The sequence below is a fragment of the Flavobacterium sp. 9AF genome (assembly GCF_902506265.1).
Taxonomy (GTDB): domain Bacteria; phylum Bacteroidota; class Bacteroidia; order Flavobacteriales; family Flavobacteriaceae; genus Flavobacterium.
On sequence record NZ_LR733556.1, the window covers coordinates 1,857,922 to 1,879,447 of the forward strand.

15 protein-coding genes are annotated in these 21,526 nt (G+C 30.5%); 1 reads left to right on the forward strand and 14 read right to left on the reverse strand.

The annotated features are described in order from the left end of the window. The 14 genes from HALO113_RS08505 to HALO113_RS08570 form a co-directional block, all read right to left on the reverse strand. Complete coding sequence (locus HALO113_RS08505; RefSeq protein WP_159778617.1) at window positions 1–501, reverse strand: F0F1 ATP synthase subunit B; 501 nt, start codon at window positions 499–501, stop codon at window positions 1–3. Window positions 502–587: 86 nt separating this feature from the next. Continuing rightward, the gene (gene atpE, locus HALO113_RS08510) at window positions 588–785 is read right to left on the reverse strand and encodes an ATP synthase F0 subunit C (protein ID WP_159778618.1); all 198 of its coding nucleotides are present in this window, start codon (window positions 783–785) and stop codon (window positions 588–590) included. Between the two features lie 37 nt (window positions 786–822). Then, complete coding sequence (atpB, locus tag HALO113_RS08515) at window positions 823–2,028, reverse strand: F0F1 ATP synthase subunit A (RefSeq protein WP_159779583.1); 1,206 nt, start codon at window positions 2,026–2,028, stop codon at window positions 823–825. Window positions 2,029–2,142: 114 nt separating this feature from the next. Next, window positions 2,143–2,538 carry a hypothetical protein gene (locus tag HALO113_RS08520; RefSeq protein WP_159778619.1) on the reverse strand — a complete coding sequence of 132 codons (396 nt, stop codon included), beginning with the start codon at window positions 2,536–2,538 and terminating at the stop codon, window positions 2,143–2,145. Between the two features lie 26 nt (window positions 2,539–2,564). Next, a complete protein-coding gene (locus tag HALO113_RS08525) occupies window positions 2,565–2,777 on the reverse strand; it encodes an AtpZ/AtpI family protein (RefSeq protein WP_159778620.1) in 213 nt (70 codons plus the stop codon). Window positions 2,778–2,933: 156 nt separating this feature from the next. Further along, entirely contained in the window at window positions 2,934–3,272 is a 339-nt protein-coding gene (locus HALO113_RS08530) for a hypothetical protein (RefSeq protein ID WP_159778621.1), read from the reverse strand. A 4-nt stretch (window positions 3,273–3,276) separates the two neighbouring features. Next, a complete protein-coding gene (locus HALO113_RS08535; RefSeq protein WP_159778622.1) occupies window positions 3,277–10,158 on the reverse strand; it encodes an RHS repeat-associated core domain-containing protein in 6,882 nt (2,293 codons plus the stop codon). Between the two features lie 3 nt (window positions 10,159–10,161). Further along, on the reverse strand, window positions 10,162–10,629 hold the full coding sequence (locus HALO113_RS08540) for a T9SS type A sorting domain-containing protein (protein ID WP_159778623.1): 468 nt from the start codon (window positions 10,627–10,629) through the stop codon (window positions 10,162–10,164). Window positions 10,630–10,784: 155 nt separating this feature from the next. Next, a complete protein-coding gene (locus HALO113_RS08545) occupies window positions 10,785–13,661 on the reverse strand; it encodes a TonB-dependent receptor (protein ID WP_159778624.1) in 2,877 nt (958 codons plus the stop codon). Between the two features lie 300 nt (window positions 13,662–13,961). Beyond that, window positions 13,962–14,357, reverse strand: a complete 396-nt coding sequence (locus HALO113_RS08550; RefSeq protein ID WP_159778625.1) for a polymer-forming cytoskeletal protein — start codon at window positions 14,355–14,357, stop codon at window positions 13,962–13,964. Window positions 14,358–14,389: 32 nt separating this feature from the next. After that, entirely contained in the window at window positions 14,390–16,999 is a 2,610-nt protein-coding gene (locus tag HALO113_RS08555; RefSeq protein WP_159778626.1) for a gliding motility protein, read from the reverse strand. 107 nt (window positions 17,000–17,106) lie between these two features. Continuing rightward, window positions 17,107–17,772 carry an aspartate kinase gene (locus tag HALO113_RS08560; RefSeq protein ID WP_159778627.1) on the reverse strand — a complete coding sequence of 222 codons (666 nt, stop codon included), beginning with the start codon at window positions 17,770–17,772 and terminating at the stop codon, window positions 17,107–17,109. Between the two features lie 53 nt (window positions 17,773–17,825). After that, window positions 17,826–18,185 carry a YraN family protein gene (locus HALO113_RS08565; RefSeq protein ID WP_159778628.1) on the reverse strand — a complete coding sequence of 120 codons (360 nt, stop codon included), beginning with the start codon at window positions 18,183–18,185 and terminating at the stop codon, window positions 17,826–17,828. A gap of 54 nt (window positions 18,186–18,239) precedes the next feature. After that, window positions 18,240–19,139: an LD-carboxypeptidase gene (locus tag HALO113_RS08570; protein WP_201297591.1), complete on the reverse strand. Its 900-nt coding sequence runs from the start codon at window positions 19,137–19,139 to the stop codon at window positions 18,240–18,242. A 187-nt stretch (window positions 19,140–19,326) separates the two neighbouring features. Between HALO113_RS08570 and metG the strand changes: the two genes are divergently transcribed. Further along, window positions 19,327–21,390 (forward strand): methionine--tRNA ligase, encoded by a 2,064-nt coding sequence (gene metG, locus HALO113_RS08575; RefSeq protein WP_159778630.1) that lies wholly within the window; start codon window positions 19,327–19,329, stop codon window positions 21,388–21,390. The last annotated feature ends 136 nt before the right edge of the window (window positions 21,391–21,526 follow it).

A 21,526-nucleotide genomic window follows, 5' to 3' on the forward strand; every position in this document is an offset into this window, starting at 1 on the left:
TTAACTTAATTTAGCATCAGCTAACATTTTCTCAACTAATTTAGCTTGAGCGTCATTGTTAGCTAATTCTCCTTTTAATATTTTTTCTGCAATTTCTAAAGACAAAGTAGAAACCTGAGATTTAATTTCAGCCATAGCTGCATTTTTCTCACCTTCAATAGTTGCTTTTGCTTGAGCAATCATTTTTTCACCTTGTGCTTGTGCTTCTTCTTTAGCGTCTGCAATCATTTTTTCTTTAATTTCACGCGCTTCTTTTATCATGGTATCTCTCTCTGCACGAGCTTCTGCTAATAATTTCTCATTATCAGCTTTTAAATTTTGCATGTCTTTTTTAGCGTTTTCAGCTGCTAACAAAGCATTTTTAATTCCTTCTTCACGTTCTGTGATAGAATTCATAATTGGTTTCCATGCAAATTTAACTAATAATATGATTAATATTACTAAAATTAATGCTTGCCAAAAAAACAATCCAAATGAAAAATCGTTAATTAATTTATCCATTGTTGAAAATTATATTTATTCGTTTAATTTCTTTTTAAAAACAAGACCTGCAACCAACCGTTGCAGATCTTTGTAATTTGTTTTAATTAAGCTTTTCCTAAGATTAAAGCAGCGAATGCTAAACCTTCTAATAAAGCCGCAATAATAATCATAGCTGTTTGAATTTTTCCAGCAGCTTCTGGTTGACGAGCAATAGCATCCATTGCAGATCCACCGATTTTACCTAAACCTAAACCAGCACCGATTACTACTAAACCTGCACCTACTAACATTGGAATTTCCATAGTGTGTATATATAATAATTAAACAAAAATTCTAAATTTAAACTAAAGCATTATCATGCTCTCCTAATAAATCCTCACTATGGTGTTCATCATGATGATGATCTTGCACTGCCATACCAATAAATAATGACGACAACATAGTAAAAATAAACGCTTGTAAAAATGCCACTAATATTTCAATAACAGAAATAAACAATGTAAGCGCTAATGAAATTGACATATCTGCTGCTAAATTTTTACCCACAAAAATCATCGCGATCAAACTCATAATAACTACGTGACCTGCTGTAATATTTGCAAATAAACGAATTAATAATGCAAATGGTTTAGTCAATGTTCCTAATAATTCAATAGGCATTAAGATTATTTTCATTGGAACTGGTACACCTGGCATCCAGAAAATGTGTTTCCAATAATCTTTGTTAGCGCTAACTTGTGTAATTATAAAAGTAAACAAAGCCAAACAAACCGTAACAGCAATATTTCCAGTTACATTAATCCCTAGTGGAGTCATTCCTAATAAATTCAACAACCAAATAAAGAAAAATACGGTTAATAAAAAGCCCATATATTTTCTATATTTTTTTTCTCCAATATTTGGTATCGCGATTTCTTCACGAATAAAGATAATCAACGGCTCTAAAATTCTTCCAAATCCTGTTGGAATTGGTCCTTTTTTATACGATTTTGCCAAACCTATGAACATAAATAACAATAATGCTGAAGTAAACAACATGGAAACCACATTTTTAGTTATTGAGAAATCCAATGGTTTTTCATTTGTTGGATGATGGTGCTCATCATAATTCAATTGTCCTTCCGCATTTGTTTTATAAATTTTACCATGATGTAAAGCATAGTAATTTCCATTTACTTCCGCAATTTCTTCTCCATGATGAAATTTGGAAGAAGAAAAAACTTGTACACCTGCTTCTTTATCAAATAAAATTACTGGTAAAGAAAACCCATAATGTTTTCCTTCTTTTTCATCAGAAAAGAATGTAAAATCGTGAGAATCTTGTAAGTGATGCTCTATGTAAGCATTAACTTTATCTTTTTTATCTAAAGACTCTGCTTCTCCGTGTCCTTCTCCATGAGCCTTATGAGCTTCAATGTGAGATTCGTGAGTAGTTTCAGTAGCTACATGAGTAGAATCTGAAATGGTATTAGCAGAACTAAAAAAGGGTAGTATCGCTACTGCGAAGGCTACAAATAAATGAAGTGGTCTTTTTGAAATCACCATAACGTTATAAAATGTTCTTTTTACGGTCGTTAAAAATTTTTGCAAAAGTACAATTTTAATTAATATTTCAAGTTTCTAAAATACTTTTTTTTGAGAATTTATCATTTTTTTTATCTAATAGTTGTTTTTGTTTAACAATCTCGCTGTAAAATAGACATCTATACATAAATAAAGAATAAACAAAATAAAAAAATAGCTTTTTTCGAATGTGTTCACTGGTTCACTATTTAATACGGGTGCTATAAAAATATAACAAGCTATCACTTTAAGTGTTAAGGTAACCAAAAAAACATAGCCTAAGATCGCTTCATTCTTACTTTTAACAAAATCATGAACCAATAATAAAATGGTACTACTAATGCTTAAAAAAGCAAAAATTTGATGGAAACTATAGTGCGTGTTTTCAAAATCATTTGCCCATTGAAAAACTGCAACTGCTAATCTATTGGCTAAATAAATAATAATAAGAAATAAAATATATTGTAGGTATAATGCTTTATTGAATTTCATTTAAGATTCTATTGATTGAATTGATACTATTTCTCTCCTTTATTAATTTGATTGACTTGCTTAATCACAAAATACAAAGCTACAAACACACCCAATAAAACACTTACCTTTTGAATGTAATGGGTTTGGTATTTTTCATCTAAAAAAACACCTAAATAATTAAAGCCAAAAATTACAACTCCCATTTGAAAAGGAATCGTAAGTAATGCCAACCATTTATTGTACTTGTTATTTTTCATTTCACAAATATAAAATAAAAAAGAGGTTGCAAAATACAACCTCTTATTATAGTTTAACAAAACAACTTTTAGGTTGGTAGTTTTTTTGATTTTATTAAAGATACCAGCGGGACGGACGCGCTAGTGTCTTCCCAATAGGCTAAAACTTGATTTTGGTTATTTAATAATTGATAAAATGAAAATTAATAAAATGAAATTAATAAATAAATAAGTTTTTATAAAACGCTTATAAATATTTAAGTTAAGGACTTGTAATTTAAAAGACCCTAAAATAATTAAATCACATAAAATATTAACAAGTAAAAAACTAAATTTTAAAATTATTATTACTTCTGGGACACCATTAAAAAGGTCTTTCTTTTCTTTAGATACGATTTCTAAATTCTCACAAATATATTTTGATAAAAAAAACATTTGTTCTTGAAAAAGAAACCAAATTGAAATTTTAAAACCAATAACTGTTATTACTATTATTATCTTTTTATAATTTAACATAATATTATTTGATTTTACTACTAACAAGTTTACCTTTATCATTATACATGTATCTTGTATTATCATCTATAAAAATATTCTCATAGATTTTACCTCTACCTAAAGAAGTTAATCCATTAATTGAAATTTTATAAATTCCTGTTTTTGCTTTAAAAATAGATATAGTAGAATTATCTTTTAAAGCTGCTCCAGTAAAAAATCCTTTTGTTCGAATTGTAAAAACACCTTTTTTTACCATTGTAATTGATTTAATATAATCCCCAGTATCTGGATTTATAAAAGAAAATGCGTCACCATTAATATAATCCCCAGGTTTCATACCTGCTAAAATTTTATCAATAATAATTTCAGCAGTATCATTATCATTAACCCCCAGTGTTTTCAATGTATGTTCTTTACCACTTTTTTGAAATAATCCATTTTTATGCATCGCATGATTCAACCCACTCACCACAAAACCGGTTGCCGCTCCTGTCCAAAAGTTTCCTCCTGTTAATGCCGCTCCTGCACCACCACTTATGGTTCCAAAGGTTAAAATACCTACTGTGCTTTGCGAGAATTTACCTCCAAGACCTGCCCAACTTTCACCTTCTGTTGCTAATTTACCTCCTGTCCATAACCCAGATGCCATACTACTCAAGGCTCCAGCAGCAAAACTTTGAAAGAAATCGCCTCCTTGTACACCAGAAATAAAACCTTGCGAAGTACCATGTGCCAATGTTTGAAAGACAAATCGTGTGCCAAATTGTTTTATCCCATCTGCAGCTTCTCCAATACCAAAAGAAATTGCTCCACTTAATGCTCCCATGAAGGATGCTTTTACAAAACCTCCTGGTGTAAAAGGAACATCCGCCAATAATGCTGTTAAAGTATAACTGGTAGCGCTTATTACGGCTCCTACTATAACTGCAACTAGTATATCTGCAATTTCTCCACTTGGATCGTTGTATTTTAATGGATTGTTTAATACATATCCATAGCGATTGTAGTTTTGGGTGTTGTAAGGATCTTGTATGTTGTTATCAGGTTGTAAGAAACGGTGTAATTTCGCATCATACAAACGCCCGTTCATATGCACCAGTCCCACACTTGTTAAATGTTCGTGACCTGTATATCCTCTATCTAATACAGAAAAGTTAGTTAAAATTGCGCCTTGTCCATCAACTACCTTTATTACTTCTCCCCATGCATCAAACAAACGTTTCTCGACTACATTTCCTGAAATATCGGTAATAGCTACAATACTTCCTAGATAATCTCTATGTAAGAATAAATATTCTCCTGTAGTACCATCTGTTTTATATACTACTGGTGCGGTATATCCATCACCACCCACATAAGTAACAAACTCTACTTCATCTGTAAAAGTATTGTGCTTAATTTCCATACTACCTTCTACCGAATAATATTTACGGTACTGACGCTGCATTTTATCGGCTTGTGTGCCACCATAAAACATTGCACTACGGTTATTTGCATGGTTGTAAGTAAAACTGATTCTATCTACTCCTGTTTCATAAATCTCAAATGGACTCTTCCAAGTGTTATAGGAGATATTTAATTGCCTTTCTGTAGGAGTCGCTTCACTTGTTTTTCTAATTTGAATGTCATCAAACCATAAAATACCCGTACTATTATTATCTAAACGAATACTTAATTTCTTGATATTAGCTGGTACTAAAAAGGTCTTTTCAATTTTAAGCCATTCCGTAGAAGTAGCCATCTGTACTTGATCCACTAAAGTAAAATAACCTGTTTCATTTTCTGTTTTCATAAACAAGAAAATTTCAGCTTGCGGATTACTTCCATCACTCTTAACCCAAGCAGAATAGGTATACTCGGTAGGCACTTGATTGTCTATTTTTACCCAATCTTCTGAATTAACAACTTTCTCTCCTGTGGTCGTATTATTAATTTTAAACGAAGTTGTTCCACTATGAGATACCGTACTATCAAAACTAAAGACGCTTGGCTCATAATTAAACCAACCCATTTGTTTTTCCATATCGTCATTAAATAATCCCAATCTATTTTGATAGTATGCTTTTGCTTCTGCCGTTACATCTATAGAGGTATTTTGATATTTTTTTGATGTGTTACTATAATTGTAAGTACCTAGAGTATTTTGTTTAATACGGCCATCATTCTCATAGATTTGTTGCACTTGCACTCCTTTTGCATTGGTATAATGTGTTAAGCGGTCTAAGTTATCGTATTGAAAATTCTCTGTCCAATTAAACAAGGTATTGGTTCTTGAAGTCAAATTCCCTCTTTGTGGTTCAAAGGTTGTATATAAATTTACAACGTCTTCAAATGGAGTTACATTTTCTTTAAAATGTCTTGAATGTTGTAGATATCCAAATTGGTCATATCCTAGATTTAGACCAATATTGTTCCCGTAGTTGGCACTGGTTAATTGTCCTCTTGCATTAACGGCATTGGTTTGCCATAAAACATGATTCGAATCAGCATCTAATACTTGCCAATGATAACCATTTTTATAGGTGTTTCTAAACCATTTGTTAGATTGCTTTCCATTGGTTTGATTAACCATATTGTAAAACTCTCTTTCTGATCTTCCAAAAGCATCATATTGTGTTTGTCTTTCAAAATAAGCAAGCGGTTTTGTTTCAATAGCTTTGATTAATCGTTTATAATTATCATAAGTATATATATGTTCGTCAAAAGTGGAATTTATAAAATCTTCAAATTTACTATAGGTAATTAATTTGCTAGTTGGGTCATAAGTAAAGGTTTCTTTAGAATTTGTATTTGTACCTACAATGGTCTTTTCAGTTATTTTACCAAAATTATCGTAGGTCATTCTCGTAACACCATTTGGTGTGCTTTCATAATAACTCTCTCCTAAAACATTTTGTTTGTATTCATACGTTCCTGCTGAAGGGTCTATTAATTTTGTACGTCTTCCCCACTCATCATATTCCATCTGAACTTTTGACCCACCATAGTCGGATTCTTTTAAATTACCATTTGCATAATATTTAAAATTAATTACGCCTCCATTATCAGAAGAAGATACGACATGTCCGTTTGCATTTTTAGTAGAACTCGTTGTCTTTGTACCATCTGTACCCGTAACGGTTAAGCCTGAATATGTAAGAGTCGTTGTTAAACCTGTAGGCGCTACGGTGCTCACTAATCGATTATAATCATCATAAGAAGATACCGTCCATAAAGATGGTGTGCTTGTATAGGGTTCACTTTCTTTAAATTTTCTTCCTTTACTATCGTATTCTACACTTGTATAAGACCAAGTACCATCTATTAATTTGGCACCCTTCTTTTTAATTCTTCCTAATGCATCGCTAATTTCAACACTACTACTTCCATCATCTCCATTTTTAGTAACTGTGTATTCGTTACTTTGTTTCGCGTAACTGATGTTTACATTTTTATTTAAATAATCTGTTATTTTAATCACTTTACCCCAATTATCATATACTGTTTTACTAGTTAAATCATAAGGTGATTTTACTTCTGTAACTAAACCGTATATTGGGTTATAGGATACATTGGTAGATACCAAGCCTTCTATATCTTTAGTTGTTTTTACAAAACGCTCTGTCGCATCATAGGTATATTCTACTACTCTAGGTGCACTTAGTGCTATTGGAGCCAAATATCCACTACTACTTATTGTTTTTTTCGTTAAATTACCTACCGCATTATATTCGTAATCTTCTACTAAAAAATTATCGCTATCCACTGAAACATTTCCTTTCTTTTCCGTTTTAGTTAATTTATTATTAGTATAAGTAAATTTCTCTTCACTTGAAAAAGTATCATTATAAGCGGTTGTAGTTGTATTTACTTGTAATGGCCTTCCTATATGATAATTTGCTCCAGTACCTGATGGGTTATTATCAAAAACAGTCGTTGTAACTTTTATTGCATCTGGACTACTTGGATTTGTTGTGTAATTTTTCGTAGTTACTGTAGTCGGTAATAAATACGTATAATCATAATTATATTCTACCTTATTAGTAACTCCAGTAATATAATCAGTACTTTCTTTATTTAATAAATACAAATAATAACTGTTGTTTTGAATATATCCTTGATAAGAATTTTTAGAACTATTTACAATTCCTATGGGATTACCTGATGTAACAAATGTAAAAGCTGATCCGTTACTTACCAATTGTGTATAAACTCTCTCAGGTGCTCCTCTCCAATCGTATCTGTTTTCGGTAACCGTCCAAATGCGTTTATCTATTGCATTTTGATACCATTCGCTTCTTGCCGTCTTTTTAAAACCAATACTTCCTAAACCATGTAAATGCATTTGTAATCCATGGTATCTGAAATCCTGATATCTTGTAACCCCATCAACCGTATTAGTCGTTTTACTAACCAAATAATTTGTCGGTAAACGCTTAATTTCTAAATAAGGATAATTTACACTATTAGAGGAAGAATAAAATTCGTTTAAATTGCCTAGCTCGTTATTTAAGTTACTAGGCTCCATAGTTGCATATTCCACTTCATTAACTACATTACCACCAGATGATGTTACTCTTTTAATTCGAGTATCTTGAGCTACATCCTTATTAAATTTAATAAAATAAGCTTTATTATAATGATTATGAACTACTGCAATATCTCTATTCAATCCAGCAAATCTATAATTTGAAACAACTGGAATAACAATATCGGGTGAGTCACTATCATGATTACAATTTTGTATTGTTCCAAAAGGTCCACTAATAGTCTCACAAGGAGAGACATAATCTGCTGTAAATTTATTCGTTCCACTTATTTGAGTATTCCCTGTATTATTAGCAAAAGTAGTTATTTGCCATTGTGTATTGTGGTCATTAATCGTCCAACTTGGCTTATAATAATTAAACCAAACTCGTACTAAATCTGATTTACCATCTCCATTGGTATCTAATGCATAATACTTACTAAAATGCGTTTGTGTATTGTAATACGATCCTGTAGTGGGCCAGTATTCTACAATATCATGCGTTTCTTTTTCAAAAAAAGAACCTCCAGAGGGCTTAGGATTACTATAATAAATATGCCAAAGAGAATCATTTGGTCCTCCTTCCGAATCAGGTAACATAATATCCACTTTAGCATCTCCATTGTAATCACCAAAAAGAATTTGCTTAGTATTAGAGTAATTTTCAAGTGTCCCTTCCCCTATTAATTCAATTTCAACCCACGGAGCTTGAGTTAATTGATTAAAGGTAAACACTTTATAAGTCTTATTATCATTAATGATTATCATATCTGATTTACCATCACCATTATAATCATTTATATATATCTTTTCTAAATTTCTTTCGAAATAGAAATCATCAAATTCAATAAAATCCTTAGAACCTAATATAGTACTTGCGTTTTGATCTAAATTAATCAAATAAAATTTATTATTATAATTTCCTATATTTGAATCTTGTAAAATACATTGACAGTTTTGTTGTTCATTATTTTCATTAACACAATCTATATCTAAACTATAATAATCAACTTGATGATATTGTAAAACAATAACTTCGGAAATACCATCACCGTTGAAGTCACCTTCAAAATAATTATTATTTACATTAATTATATGATCACTATTTTGATCTCCATTCAATGCACCATCACAATCAGAATAGCTATATACAATATTCTCAATATTATATAATTTTGAATAACTAGTTATAATATTATTGTTGATGAGATTTTTAATTTCAAAGGTCAAATTATTCAAATTCGGAATAGGTCTAATAATTGAATTAAATTGATTTAGTTTATTATTAAGTGTAGTTGTGCCTACAAAATTTTTAAAAATTGGATGAGTGGGTATAGGAGCTTGTCCAGAACTCCCTTGAAACAAATTACGATATAATCCATTGTCTGCAATAAAATCCAATCTGCCATCCCCATCAAAATCTCCGGACAATTGAATATCACTAAAATTTAAATTATTTGAATAGGTTGTTTTTATTTCGGTCCCTTGATTTGAAGTTGTTGTTGTATCGTATTCAAAAACCACTGGATTAGCTGGCTCTAATGCTCCATTAAACTCTTGAATTTGAGAAACTCTTTCATATCCAAGCTGTGGGTCAACTATATGGGTTAATTGGTATTTTCGAAATAAAACACCATTTGTTTTAACTTGTATATTGTCCAATAATTCTGCTTTTTCATGTTTTACACCTTTTATATATGCATATTCAGCTCTTTTTGCTAATTTATAATTTAACTGTATACTATTAAAAGGGGTTACCAAACCGTTAACATTAGCACTAAATTTTATTTCACTCACGCATAAAGCCTTATTAAAAGGCTTAGAATAATGATACGTTATAAAATTCCCTTTTACATCTTCAAACCGAGTTATGTAAAAAGCAGTTAAATCTACGGCATTCATACCTCCATAATTTCCATACCACGAACGAGAACCGTCGGGACTTGTAACTATAAAATAAATGGATGTTCCTGAACCAAACAATTCTATTTTGGAATTGGATAACACCTCTGTTTTGTAAACAGAACCGTCTTCCCAATAATTTCCAGAAACCAATTGCAATCTTTGTCCGTCTAAGGCCAACTTATCATTGGCATCAAAATCCACTCCGTCAACATACCCATCTAGGTCTTTTCGGGTTGAAATTCTACTAATAGCTGAAATGGAGTTAATACTCCATCCTTGTCCTGCAATTCCTCCCAACTGTCCGCTGGCATAAATTAAATTAATTGTAGGCCCCACATCTTGTATACTCGCAGGTAGTGCAATGGGTAAGGTGTAAATGGCTTGACCATTTTCTGAAACTTCAAATTTACCTTGAGTATCGTGATAATTATTTGTTTGTGAATAAGAACCTATATAAATAAGTAAAAGAGCAAATAGTAAAAACTTCCTCATGTGTTATGGTTTGATAATAGTAATTGATTGCGATTCTCCTTTAGAATAAAACAGTAAAATAGTATAAGTTCCTGAAGGATATTCTTGAAATGAAATGGTTGTAGTAGTCTCCTTTTCTAAATTAGAGATTGCTTTCATCTGTTGTCCTGTAAAAGAATAAACTTCAATCTTTGTTACTTGATTGTTATCAATCAATTCCCATTTTAGAAACAATTCTTCTTGAACTGGATTTGGATAATAAGAAATAATGTCTTCTGGAAAAAATTTTAATAATTCCTCCTCTTTAATTTCTGAAATGGTTTTAGATAAGGGCTCTTCCTCTACTACCATTGGCCTAGGAATAGAAAAACTTAATTCTCTTTTTATTTGATTTCCAGCATTGTCATAACTAAAAGAGATGCTATTTGCATAGTTTTGACCAAATCCTAAGTAAGAAATAAAAAGCAGCCAATAGAAAACTGTTTGTTTCATATATATTTGTTTTAAAATCACACAAAAATACATCTTTTATTCATTCATTTTATACAAAAGCTTGACTACTTTTAGTAGTCAAGCTTTTGTATAATAATAAAATAAAAAAGAGGTTGCAAAATACAACCCCTTTTAAAACTAATTCATCTTTTTATTTAAAATTCATATCGAACCGTAAAGTTCCAAGTTCTTCCTAAACCAAAGAAAGCATTGTTAGCATTTGCAATTCCTTTATAAATATTTCCATTATCGTTAAATGTAGGGTTACTAGCAGCATTTGAATCATATGTTGAAGGATCAATGCTGTCTGCTTGATAACTTGTATTGGATTCGGAAATATATTTTCTATTAAATACATTATCAATATTTAAACGTAAATCCACAAAATTAGTTACGTTAATTCTAAATCTATACGAAGCAAAGGCATCTACTACAGAGAAACTTGGTAGTCTTACAGGAGATTTAAAAGCAAATGTTTCACCATAGTAAATTGGGTCATATTTTTCTAAAGCTGGAGAAGAATACATTTTGTCTGCATATTTTAAGTTAGAACCAAATCTGAAGTTTTTGAAAAACTCATAATCAACGCCTATAGAAGTCATAAGTTGAGGAGCACCTCCGATTTTTTGATTTTCAATTAACAAAATAGAAGGTTCGTTTAACTGTCCACTTGTATTAAGTGATAAATCTTGGAAAATAGCATTTGAACTATAATACCAATCTCCTAATGATAGGGTTCCATTTAAGATTAACCTTCGTACTGGTGCAGCTGTAAGATCTAATTCGATACCTCTATTGATTCTGTTGATGCCAGAAGTTGTTCCCCAGTTACCAAGTTCTGGAGTGTAATAGGGTGTTTCCGCATCTTTATGATCTGAAGAATAAGCACTTATATTTACACTTAAATTTCTTGATCTGAATCCGTATCCCACTTCTATAGATTTGAATTTTTCATTTCTATAATTCGGGTTGATTTCATTATTTAATCCACTAAATACTGTTACAAAAACTGGAGGACGAGAAACAAATCCTGCATTTGCCCAAATATTATGTTTAGATGTGATATTAAAGTTGATTCCAAACTTTGCATTATATCCATCCATTGGTATTTCACTTGTTGATTCACTTGTGTTATTGTCGATATCGTAATTCCCTGATCCAAGATTAGATTCAGCATAATTAGCTAAAGTATAATCGACTCTTTGAATAAATTGTCTATTGAATCCTCCTTGCGCCAAAAGGTTAAACTTCCAAATATCATATTCTATTTGTGCATAGGAACCTAAGTACGCTATTTTAGCATCATATTTATAATCAACAGGATTAGCTCCTAAGTTTTTCTTGGTGAAATCAAATAATGGTTCTGGTAAAGAAGTATTGTTTGTGTTAATTGCATACCAAATACCCGCTGGATTATTTGGAGCATCAATATAATCTGTCGCATAAGCATCTCCACCAAACAAATCGTTTACAATTCGTGTTTTGTTATATATAGTTTTACGAGTATCTAAACCATAGTTCAATTTTAAATTATTTGTTAATTGTGTGCTTAAATTTAAAATTCCTCCATAAAAGGTTTGATTAGTTACTTCTGAAAGTAAGCTTATTCCAGAAGTTCTACTTACAAAACCTCCTCCTAAATCACCATCCCAAATAGAGTTTATAAATTGTCCATTATAGTTTTCATTTCGTGTTCTTACACCATAATAAGGTATGCTGGTAGGTTGTCCTGAATTAAAACTATAAATCGTATTTAAATCTACTTGCCCGTTTCCATCAACAAAATCTGACCATCCTAATCCTAAAATTCCTCCTGAAAAGTTAGTATTACCACTTGTCCCTTTAGAACCGTATAATTTTGTAGATAACTGAGTTTTATCTGTAAAATTGATGTCCCATTGGAAAATTCCTAAAGGTTTGTGACCAAAATTTACTTTCGTTGCGTATTGTTCGTTATCTAAATATCCCCAATCACGGTTGTATTTGTAGTTTGGTTCACCGCTTCCGTTTCCTCTTCTTGCATAAGTAGCTAAAGAAATGTTAGAAATTCTTTGATTATGCCATTGAGGAGATCCAAAAGTTTTAAATTGGAAATCATGTTTTCCTTTTTTATAGCCTAAAGCTAAATAATAAGAATAAGCTTCAAAATTTGTAGAATTGATATATCCATCTCCAGAAGTTGAACTGAATAAAACGTTAGCTGAAAATCCACTTTTTAATAATCCAGTAGCATAAGACCCAACAAATTTTCTATAGCCGTCATTTCCTGTTGCATTATACAAAAATCCACCTTTATCATAATTAGCATCTCTCAAAATCATGTTAAAAGTACCTGCAACAGATGAGTTTACTAATTTAGATGCTCCTAATCCTCTTTGTAACTGGATAGAAGAAGCTACATCATTCATTGAAGCAATATTAGCCCAATCTACAATTCCTGCTTCTAAATCATAAACTGGAATACCATCAATCATTGGAGAAATATTGTTTTGTTCAAAACCTCTCACATTCATTCTTGTATCGCCAAAACCACCACCCACTCTAGAAGTATAAACACCTGGCATTTGGTTTGTCAATTCAATAAAATCTTTGTTAGAAATTTTTTCACGCATTTCATAATTTCTCATTGTAGAAGAGGCAATAGGTGTCTTTCTATCTTTGATAACGTCGATACTTGAAGTAGTAACGACAATATCTCTTTCAGATACCGAATTTTCCTCTAAGAAAATAACCCCTAAATCTACCGTTGACTCATTTCCTTTTCCATAAAATGGAATAGATTTGGTAACAAAACCATTCATAGAAATTTCTACAGTTCCAAAAGTTTTTGTTGTTGTTAATAAGAATGTTCCATCGAAATCTACTGTAGCTTGTTCTACGGTTGTAGTACCTTCTGCAGTAATTGAAACTAATGCACCAAATAAGGTGAGTTTTTCTCTATCATCTTTAACGATTCCTTTAAATTTTGTTTGTGAGAAACCTTGAATAGAGATAAAAATTAAAAGTAGTAAATAGCAATAACCTTTTTTCATATAACCCATTTTTAAAGAGCGCAAAGATTATTTATAAAAAAAGTTAAAAAAAAATTGCTTTTTTTAACAAAATAACATCTAACTGTTATATTTATATTCTACAAGTTATATTTATGTTTTTTTAATGTTAATTTTTTTAATTAGTAGTATTAAAAATAGAGTTAAAAAAAGGAAAAATTAAATTTTAACTGTATTTTTATAAAAAATTGAGAAAAATTAAGTTTTTATTAATTTTCTATATAAAAAGAAAAATCCCTCATTCAAAAGGGATTAAAATATAATTATTCATATAGAATTACACTATTTTTTTTCAGCTTTAGGTATTTCATTCGTTACTTTTTGTTGCGATTTCATTGTACAAGTAGCTTCAAAAGCAGCTCCAGATTCTACTGATAATCTTCCTACTATTACTTCACCTTTTATTTTTGCTGTTGATTTTACTGTTAATAATTCGTCTACTTCTAATTTACCAGTATATTTACCTTCAACATCAACATTTCTACATTTAATATCACCTTGAACTTCTCCTGTTGGACCAATAACTAATTTTCCACTAGATGTATAGTTCCCGATTAAAATACCATCTAATCTAAAATCTTCTTTTGTTTCAATATCACCTTTTATGATTGTTCCTTGTACTATTCTATTGGTTTTACCTAAAGGGTTGCTCTCTGGTGTTTTATTTTTTTCAAACATAGTTCGTAGAGTTTGGGGGTTATGTATTTGTTTTATTTAATCCATTCTTGCAATTTCTTCTTTATTTGTATAATTTTATAGTCATCCGAAGAAATAATGTAAACATTATCTTTAATTTTATATTCTTTATATTCTTGTAACACGCTTAAGGTTGCTCGTGCTACTTCCTCAGTTATAAAACCATGTATTACAACAAAATCTTCTTCTAAAGTATAGATGTCATTTGATAATTTTAAATCATCATTTCTTCTGTCTTCTAAATATTTCTTTAGTTTATCAAAGAGCTTTTGTTTGCTTTCAGTTTCTTCAGGAAACTTTTTTGGAAAAACTAATTTCCATGTACTTGTTTCAGAAGTAGCAAAATCCATCGCTTCTAAACTTGGAATATGTTTTGAAAGCAAGCCTTCTGCTTCTTTTCCTTCTTCAGTATTAGGATAAGTTAAAGCTACATAATTTAATATTTTTTTATATTCTTCTACTCCTTTTAACCTTCCAACCACATTGGCTTTTAACATTTCAAATTTAGGCAAAGACTCTTCTCCAACATATTGATCCATTTTTTCTTGCACCTCAATATAAACTTCTCTAAGTTCATTTTGAGCATATCTTTTATACAATTTATTGAAAACCACTTCTGGTCTAGATTCATCATCATCTACATTTAGCGATGGATTTAATAGAATTTGTGCGTATCTACTATCTGGATATTCTGTAATGATCTGATTTTTATAGATTTCTGCTTTATTTCTATCTAATATTTCATATATTTTAAATAAATTATATTTTGCTGGAAGTACTAATCTTTCTTCGGGATTATTCTTTAGCAATTGCTCTAATCTTTTAGCTGCTAATTCATATTCTTTAAATTTTTCCTTATAAATAAGTCCCAGTTGATAATAGGCATAATTTCTATCCTTTACTAGTGTATCTATTTCAGTCTTTCTAGTTGGTAATTTTGACAAATAAAAAGAAACATCATATTCAGGCTTTGCATTAATAGCATTTATGGAATCTTTTTTAGCTATATTTTCATTATCTTGATTGTCCTCATCATCAATAAAAGAAGTGCTGTTTTTAGCCTCAGATAATTTCCAATTGTCTTTCAGTTTTCTATTTCCCCATTTGTTTTGAAAATCTTTTTTCCCATAAGCTACGGTAACTGGATTATAAAAATAAAAAGTGCTTTGTTGTTCATCTATTGCAGATGGAGGAAGATTTCCCGGAGGCAAATTGCTAAAATTATTAGGTAAACTATTTTGAATTTTAGTTTTAGCTAAATTTTCTTGTTTAATAGCCTCTTTCTCTGCTTTTTCTGATTCAATTTTAGCTTGAATGGAATCCGCAATTTTAATTTTTTTAATATGTTCTTCGAAGAATTTTTTTCTTTCAAGTTCACCCATATGCACTAAAGATAAAATACTATCATTATCATGAGCAATGGTTTCATACTTTATAACATCTTCTAAGTTATCTCTTTTTTTCTTAATTTTTCGATATTCTTTAGTTCTATTATCCATTTGAATCAAAGTACTATCGTAGTATTGTCCTGCTGTTTTATATTCGGCTTTTTTAAAATAAATTTCTCCGATATTCCTATAATTTGAAGCAGCTAAATACCTGTCTTGTGTAACTGCTCTCAATGATTTATTATACCATTTTTTTGCCGTTGAATCTATTTCTTGTTTATCATAAAATATACCCATCTGATGATACAAAACATCCAAGAAGGGTCTATTCTCTCTATCTTCAATTAACTTATTAAATTTTTCTGTAAACAATAAAGTGTCTCCATTTTTGTAATCAAATTGCATGGCCTGTTTTGCATGAGCTTGAATAACGTATCTTCTAGGTGCTTTTCTATTCATATCGATTACTTCTTGAAAAGCAGTATAAGCACTGTCATTATATTCCATTGATTCATAAAGTTGACCTAAAATAAAACTATATCTAGCTTTTTCTTCTTTATTTTTAGTCTCACTTTTAGCGATCTTTATAGTTGCTATCGCACTATCTTTGGCACCAATATTCATATATGCTTCTGTTAACATGGCGTTAGCATCTGCTATATCTTGACCATCAATCTTCTCTTCTTCTAATAATTTTTTTAGATTTTTTATTGCAGTTTCTTCATTTTCAAGTCTAATATTCACTTTTTCTCTCCATACTTTAGCATGATAAATTTTATCGCTTGTAGGGTATTTGTAAAGAATATAATTAAAAGCTTCTAATGAAGGTAAAAATCTGTTATCATAGTATCTGGCTTTTCCAAGTAAAAGGTAAGCTTCATCCATTTGTGGGTTTTTTTCTTTACCTTTAATATTCATGGAATGCTTTTGGATTGCTTTTACCGCTTTTTCTTCAGCTCTTTCAAAATTTGGATTTTTTTTATCACCAGGCATCATATCTTCTTCTTGAACTGGCATCCTTTCTATTGGTAAAATTTCCCAAAAATTGTCTTTATATGTAGTAACTAATTCTGCTTTACCTGCATCTAAAGCCAAATTACCATTATATAAAATATTATATTCTGTGGTAACAGCATGAAAATTTCTATTGATAAACTTGTCTTTCTTAACGGAACAGGCTATAAGAAAAAAAAGAAAACCAATTATAAGCGTATATTTAAGTATATTTTTTTTCAAGATAAAAAAGCTTTATTTCTTTAACTGTATTTTTCTCTTTTTAGTATAAAGAATGGTAAAAATACACTTCTTTTTTTGATGTAAAAAAAAACCTAGCCTTTTTTACCTTAATCTTGAATACTTTTTAGCTCTTTTATCGCTTTAAATGCAATATCTATTTGATTATCACTAACGATTATGGTAAATTCATTAGTAGTAGAAATAACCTCATGTATAATAATACCTTCCCAAGCTAATCTTTGAAAAATATAGTAATACACTCCGGGTACTGATACATTTTCTTGAGGTAACTTAACTGTAATTGAAGATAAATTTTCTATTTTATGAGTGATCTTCTCTGTTTTTAATAAATCTGCAACTAAATAAGCAGCAGACGTACTAATGATTATATTGGATTCATTTACCCCTCTAGAAGAAGTATAAAAAACATCCGATTCTTTATTAATTTCTGATAATAACTTAGCTTGATTGTCTAATAAAGTCTCCGAAATTGTAAATGCATAATCAGTTAAAGAAGAACGAACTGTAATTTCACCCGTATTTTTTAAAACGCGAGAAATTTTATGATTAATTTTAAAATCCAATTCTTCAGAAAGTCTTTTTAAAGACATAACAACCGCTCCTTGTTTCACATCTTTTCCTAATTCCTTTTCTAAATAGGGCATCATTATTCTAGATAATGAAGTAAGATTAATAATCCCTTGAGACAAGGAATTTAATAAGAATGGTTTAGATTTAATATATTGTTCTACAACGGAAGAAATAGTTTTCATTTGTCTTATTTTTTACAAATATAATAAAAAACACAAAATGTTATATTTATAACTTAAAAATAATAAAAAGCTTCTTCTATGTGTTCTATTACAAATTCGGAATTTTCTCTGTGAATGGCAACAATGTCAAAACGAATAGTAACATCCATATCATGAGAAATTACATATTCATTTATTGCTTTTACTAATAATTGAATCTTTTTTGGTTTTACAAAGTCTTGAGGCAAACCAAAATCTAAACTAGATCTCGTTTTTACTTCAATTACAGCTAAAATACTCTCTTTTTTTGCAATAATATCAATTTCGGCTTTATCATATCTCCAATTGGTTTCTAAAATTTCATATCCATTGGCTTCCAAAAATGCTACAGCTTTTTCTTCACCTAATTTACCTAATTCGTTGTGTTCTGCCATGTTAAAAATTCCAAAAAATAAATTCCAAATCCCAAAAAATAAAAAAATTATAAATTAATTATTAAATTTCAATTTGATTTCATTTTCGTTGACTTCAAATTCAACTTGGCTTCCTAAAATTAAGGTACGATTATCTTTTTGATGACCTGCACAAAATTCAAAAGCGATTGGAATTTGATATTCTTTTGCTATCGCTGTAATGATTTGCACCTCATTTTGTCCAAAAGGGATTTCATTATCGTGCATGTCTCTCATACTACCTACAATGATTCCTTTAGCCTTTTCAAAATAACCATTACGTTTCAAATTATACATCATACGATCCACATGATATAGATATTCGTCCAAATCCTCAATAAAAAGAATCTTTCCCTCGGTACAAATTGAAGAAACAGAACCTAGCAAACTATATAATATGGAAATATTTCCTCCGACCAGCTCTCCTTTAGCCTTTGCTTTAACATCATACGATTTGGAAGGAATTATATATTCAATTTTTTTACCAAATAAAGCATCTTTCAATGTTTGTTTTACATTTTCTGGAGCATTTGGAACCGTAAAAGGCATAATAGAATGCAAGGTAGCTATTCCTAATGTATTTAAATGACTATGCAAAACCGTAACATCGCTAAAACCCATAATCCATTTTGGTTTCTCCGAAAACTTAGAAAAATCTAACAAATCGATGATTCGAACGGTACCATATCCACCTCTTGCACACCATATTGCCTTAATATTGTCATCATCCATCATTTTTTGCAAATCAGCAGCACGCTCGACATCAGTCCCTCCTAACTGACAACTATCTAAACCTATAGTTCTACCTAATTTTACTTTTAATCCCCAAGATTCTAAAAGTTCAATGGCTGGTTTCGCTTCCTCTGGCATAAATTTTCTAGCAGTACACACAATGGCAACGGTATCGCCTTGCTTTAAATAAGGTGGAATTTTCATTTTTTCTTGAGAATAAGTGTTTAAAATGATTAATATTAATATAATGCAACTGTAAAACTTCATATTTTGTAAAAGTTTACTTCAAAAATACATAAAATAACACACAAAAATTCGTCAAATCATTCCTAAAGGATTATTTTTGCATGTTTTTCTGAATCTTTATTCAGAATTTAAAATTTATCATATTATGTTAGAAAATCCGAAGAGATATACCATAACTGCTGCATTACCTTATACTAATGGTCCTATACATATTGGTCACTTAGCAGGTGTGTATGTGCCCAGTGATATTTATGCTAGATATTTACGTTTGCAAGGAAAAGATGTCGTTTTTGTTTGTGGAAGCGATGAACATGGTGTCGCAATATCAATGAAAGCAAAGAAAGAAGGAATTACACCCCAAGAGGTAATTGATAAATATGATGGTATTATTCGACAGTCATTTATTGATTTTGGAATTACTTTTGACAACTATTCTAGAACCTCAGCACCAATTCATCATGACACGGCTCAGGATTTTTTTAAAAAATTATATCAAGAAGGGAAGTTTATCGAACAAACTACCGAACAATTATATGATGCTAAAGCAGATCAGTTTTTAGCCGATCGTTTTGTAACAGGAACTTGTCCGAAATGTGAAAACCCAGAAGCTTATGGAGACCAATGTGAACGTTGTGGTTCTTCATTAAATGCTACCGATTTAATTAATCCTAAATCGACCATTACAGGTGAAACTCCCATTTTAAAATCTACAAAGCATTGGTTTTTACCTTTAAATGAATATGATGTGTTTTTAAGAGAATGGGTTTTAGAAGGTCATAAAAACGATTGGAAACCAAATGTATACGGTCAAGTAAAATCTTGGGTTGATGGTGGTTTAGAACCAAGAGCCGTAACTCGAGATTTAGATTGGGGAATAGATGTTCCTGTAGAAGGAGCTGAAGGAAAAAAACTATACGTTTGGTTTGATGCGCCTATCGGTTATATTTCTGCAACCAAAGAATGGGCTGCAAGAGAAGGTAAAGATTGGGAACCATATTGGAAAGATAAGGAAACTAAACTCGTTCATTTTATAGGAAAAGACAACATCGTTTTTCATTGTATTATTTTCCCAGTAATGCTTAAAGCGGAAGGAAGCTATATTTTACCAGATAATGTTCCGGCCAATGAGTTCTTAAATTTAGAAGGAAACAAATTGTCAACTTCAAAAAACTGGGCGGTTTGGTTGCATGAATATTTACAAGATTTTCCAGACAAACAAGATGTATTGCGTTATGCATTAACTGCTAATGCTCCAGAAAGTCAAGATAATGATTTTACTTGGAAAAATTTTCAAGCGAGAAACAATAACGAATTAGCGGCAATTTTTGGCAACTTCATCAATCGTGTGGTGGTGTTAACCAATAAATATTATGATGGCATAGTTCCGACTCCAAATGAATTTACTGAAGTAGATGAACAAACATTGACAGAATTAAAAGCCTATCCGGCAGTGATTGCTAGTTCTATTGAACGTTTTCGTTTTAGAGAAGCTTTAGGTGAGGTTATGAATGCAGCGCGTTTAGGGAATAAATATTTAGCGGACGAAGAACCTTGGAAAATGGTAAAAGAAAATCCTGAAAGAGTGAAAACACAAATGTATGTAGCATTACAAATTGCTACTGCTTTGCAAACCTTATGTGAACCTTTCTTGCCTTTTACATCTAATAAATTAAAAACAATTCTGAATACAAGTACGTTAGATATTAATTGGAATACCATTAGTAAAAAAACAGATTTACTTCCTGATGGGCATACCATTGGTCAAGCCGAAATTTTATTTGCTCAAATTGAAGATACAGAAATACAAAAACAGTTGGACAAATTAGAAGCTTCAAAAAAAGCGAATCAAATAGCGAATGCTAAAGCAGAGCCACAAAAAGAAGTGGTTACATTTGATGATTTTACAAAACTCGATATTCGAGTAGGAACAATTATTGATGCAGAAAAAATGCCTAAAGCGAATAAATTATTAATTTTAAAAGTAGATACAGGTATTGATGTAAGAACGATTGTGTCTGGAATTGCAGAACATTTTACTCCAGAAGAGGTTGTGGGTAAAAGAGTAACTGTTTTAGCCAACTTAGCGCCAAGAGCATTACGAGGCGTAGAAAGTGCAGGTATGATTTTAATGACTAATAATGCAGAAGGGAAATTAGTTTTTGTAAATCCTGATGCTGAAGGTGTTTTAAATGGTGCTTTGATAAGTTAAGTAAACACTTTATATATAAAACAAAAAAGCTATTTAAAAAGCATAATCTTGTCAAGCTGAACTTGTTTCAGTTTCTTTAAAATATTTATCGCCATTTTTTTAGATTCCGAAATAAATTCGGAATGACAAAAATAAT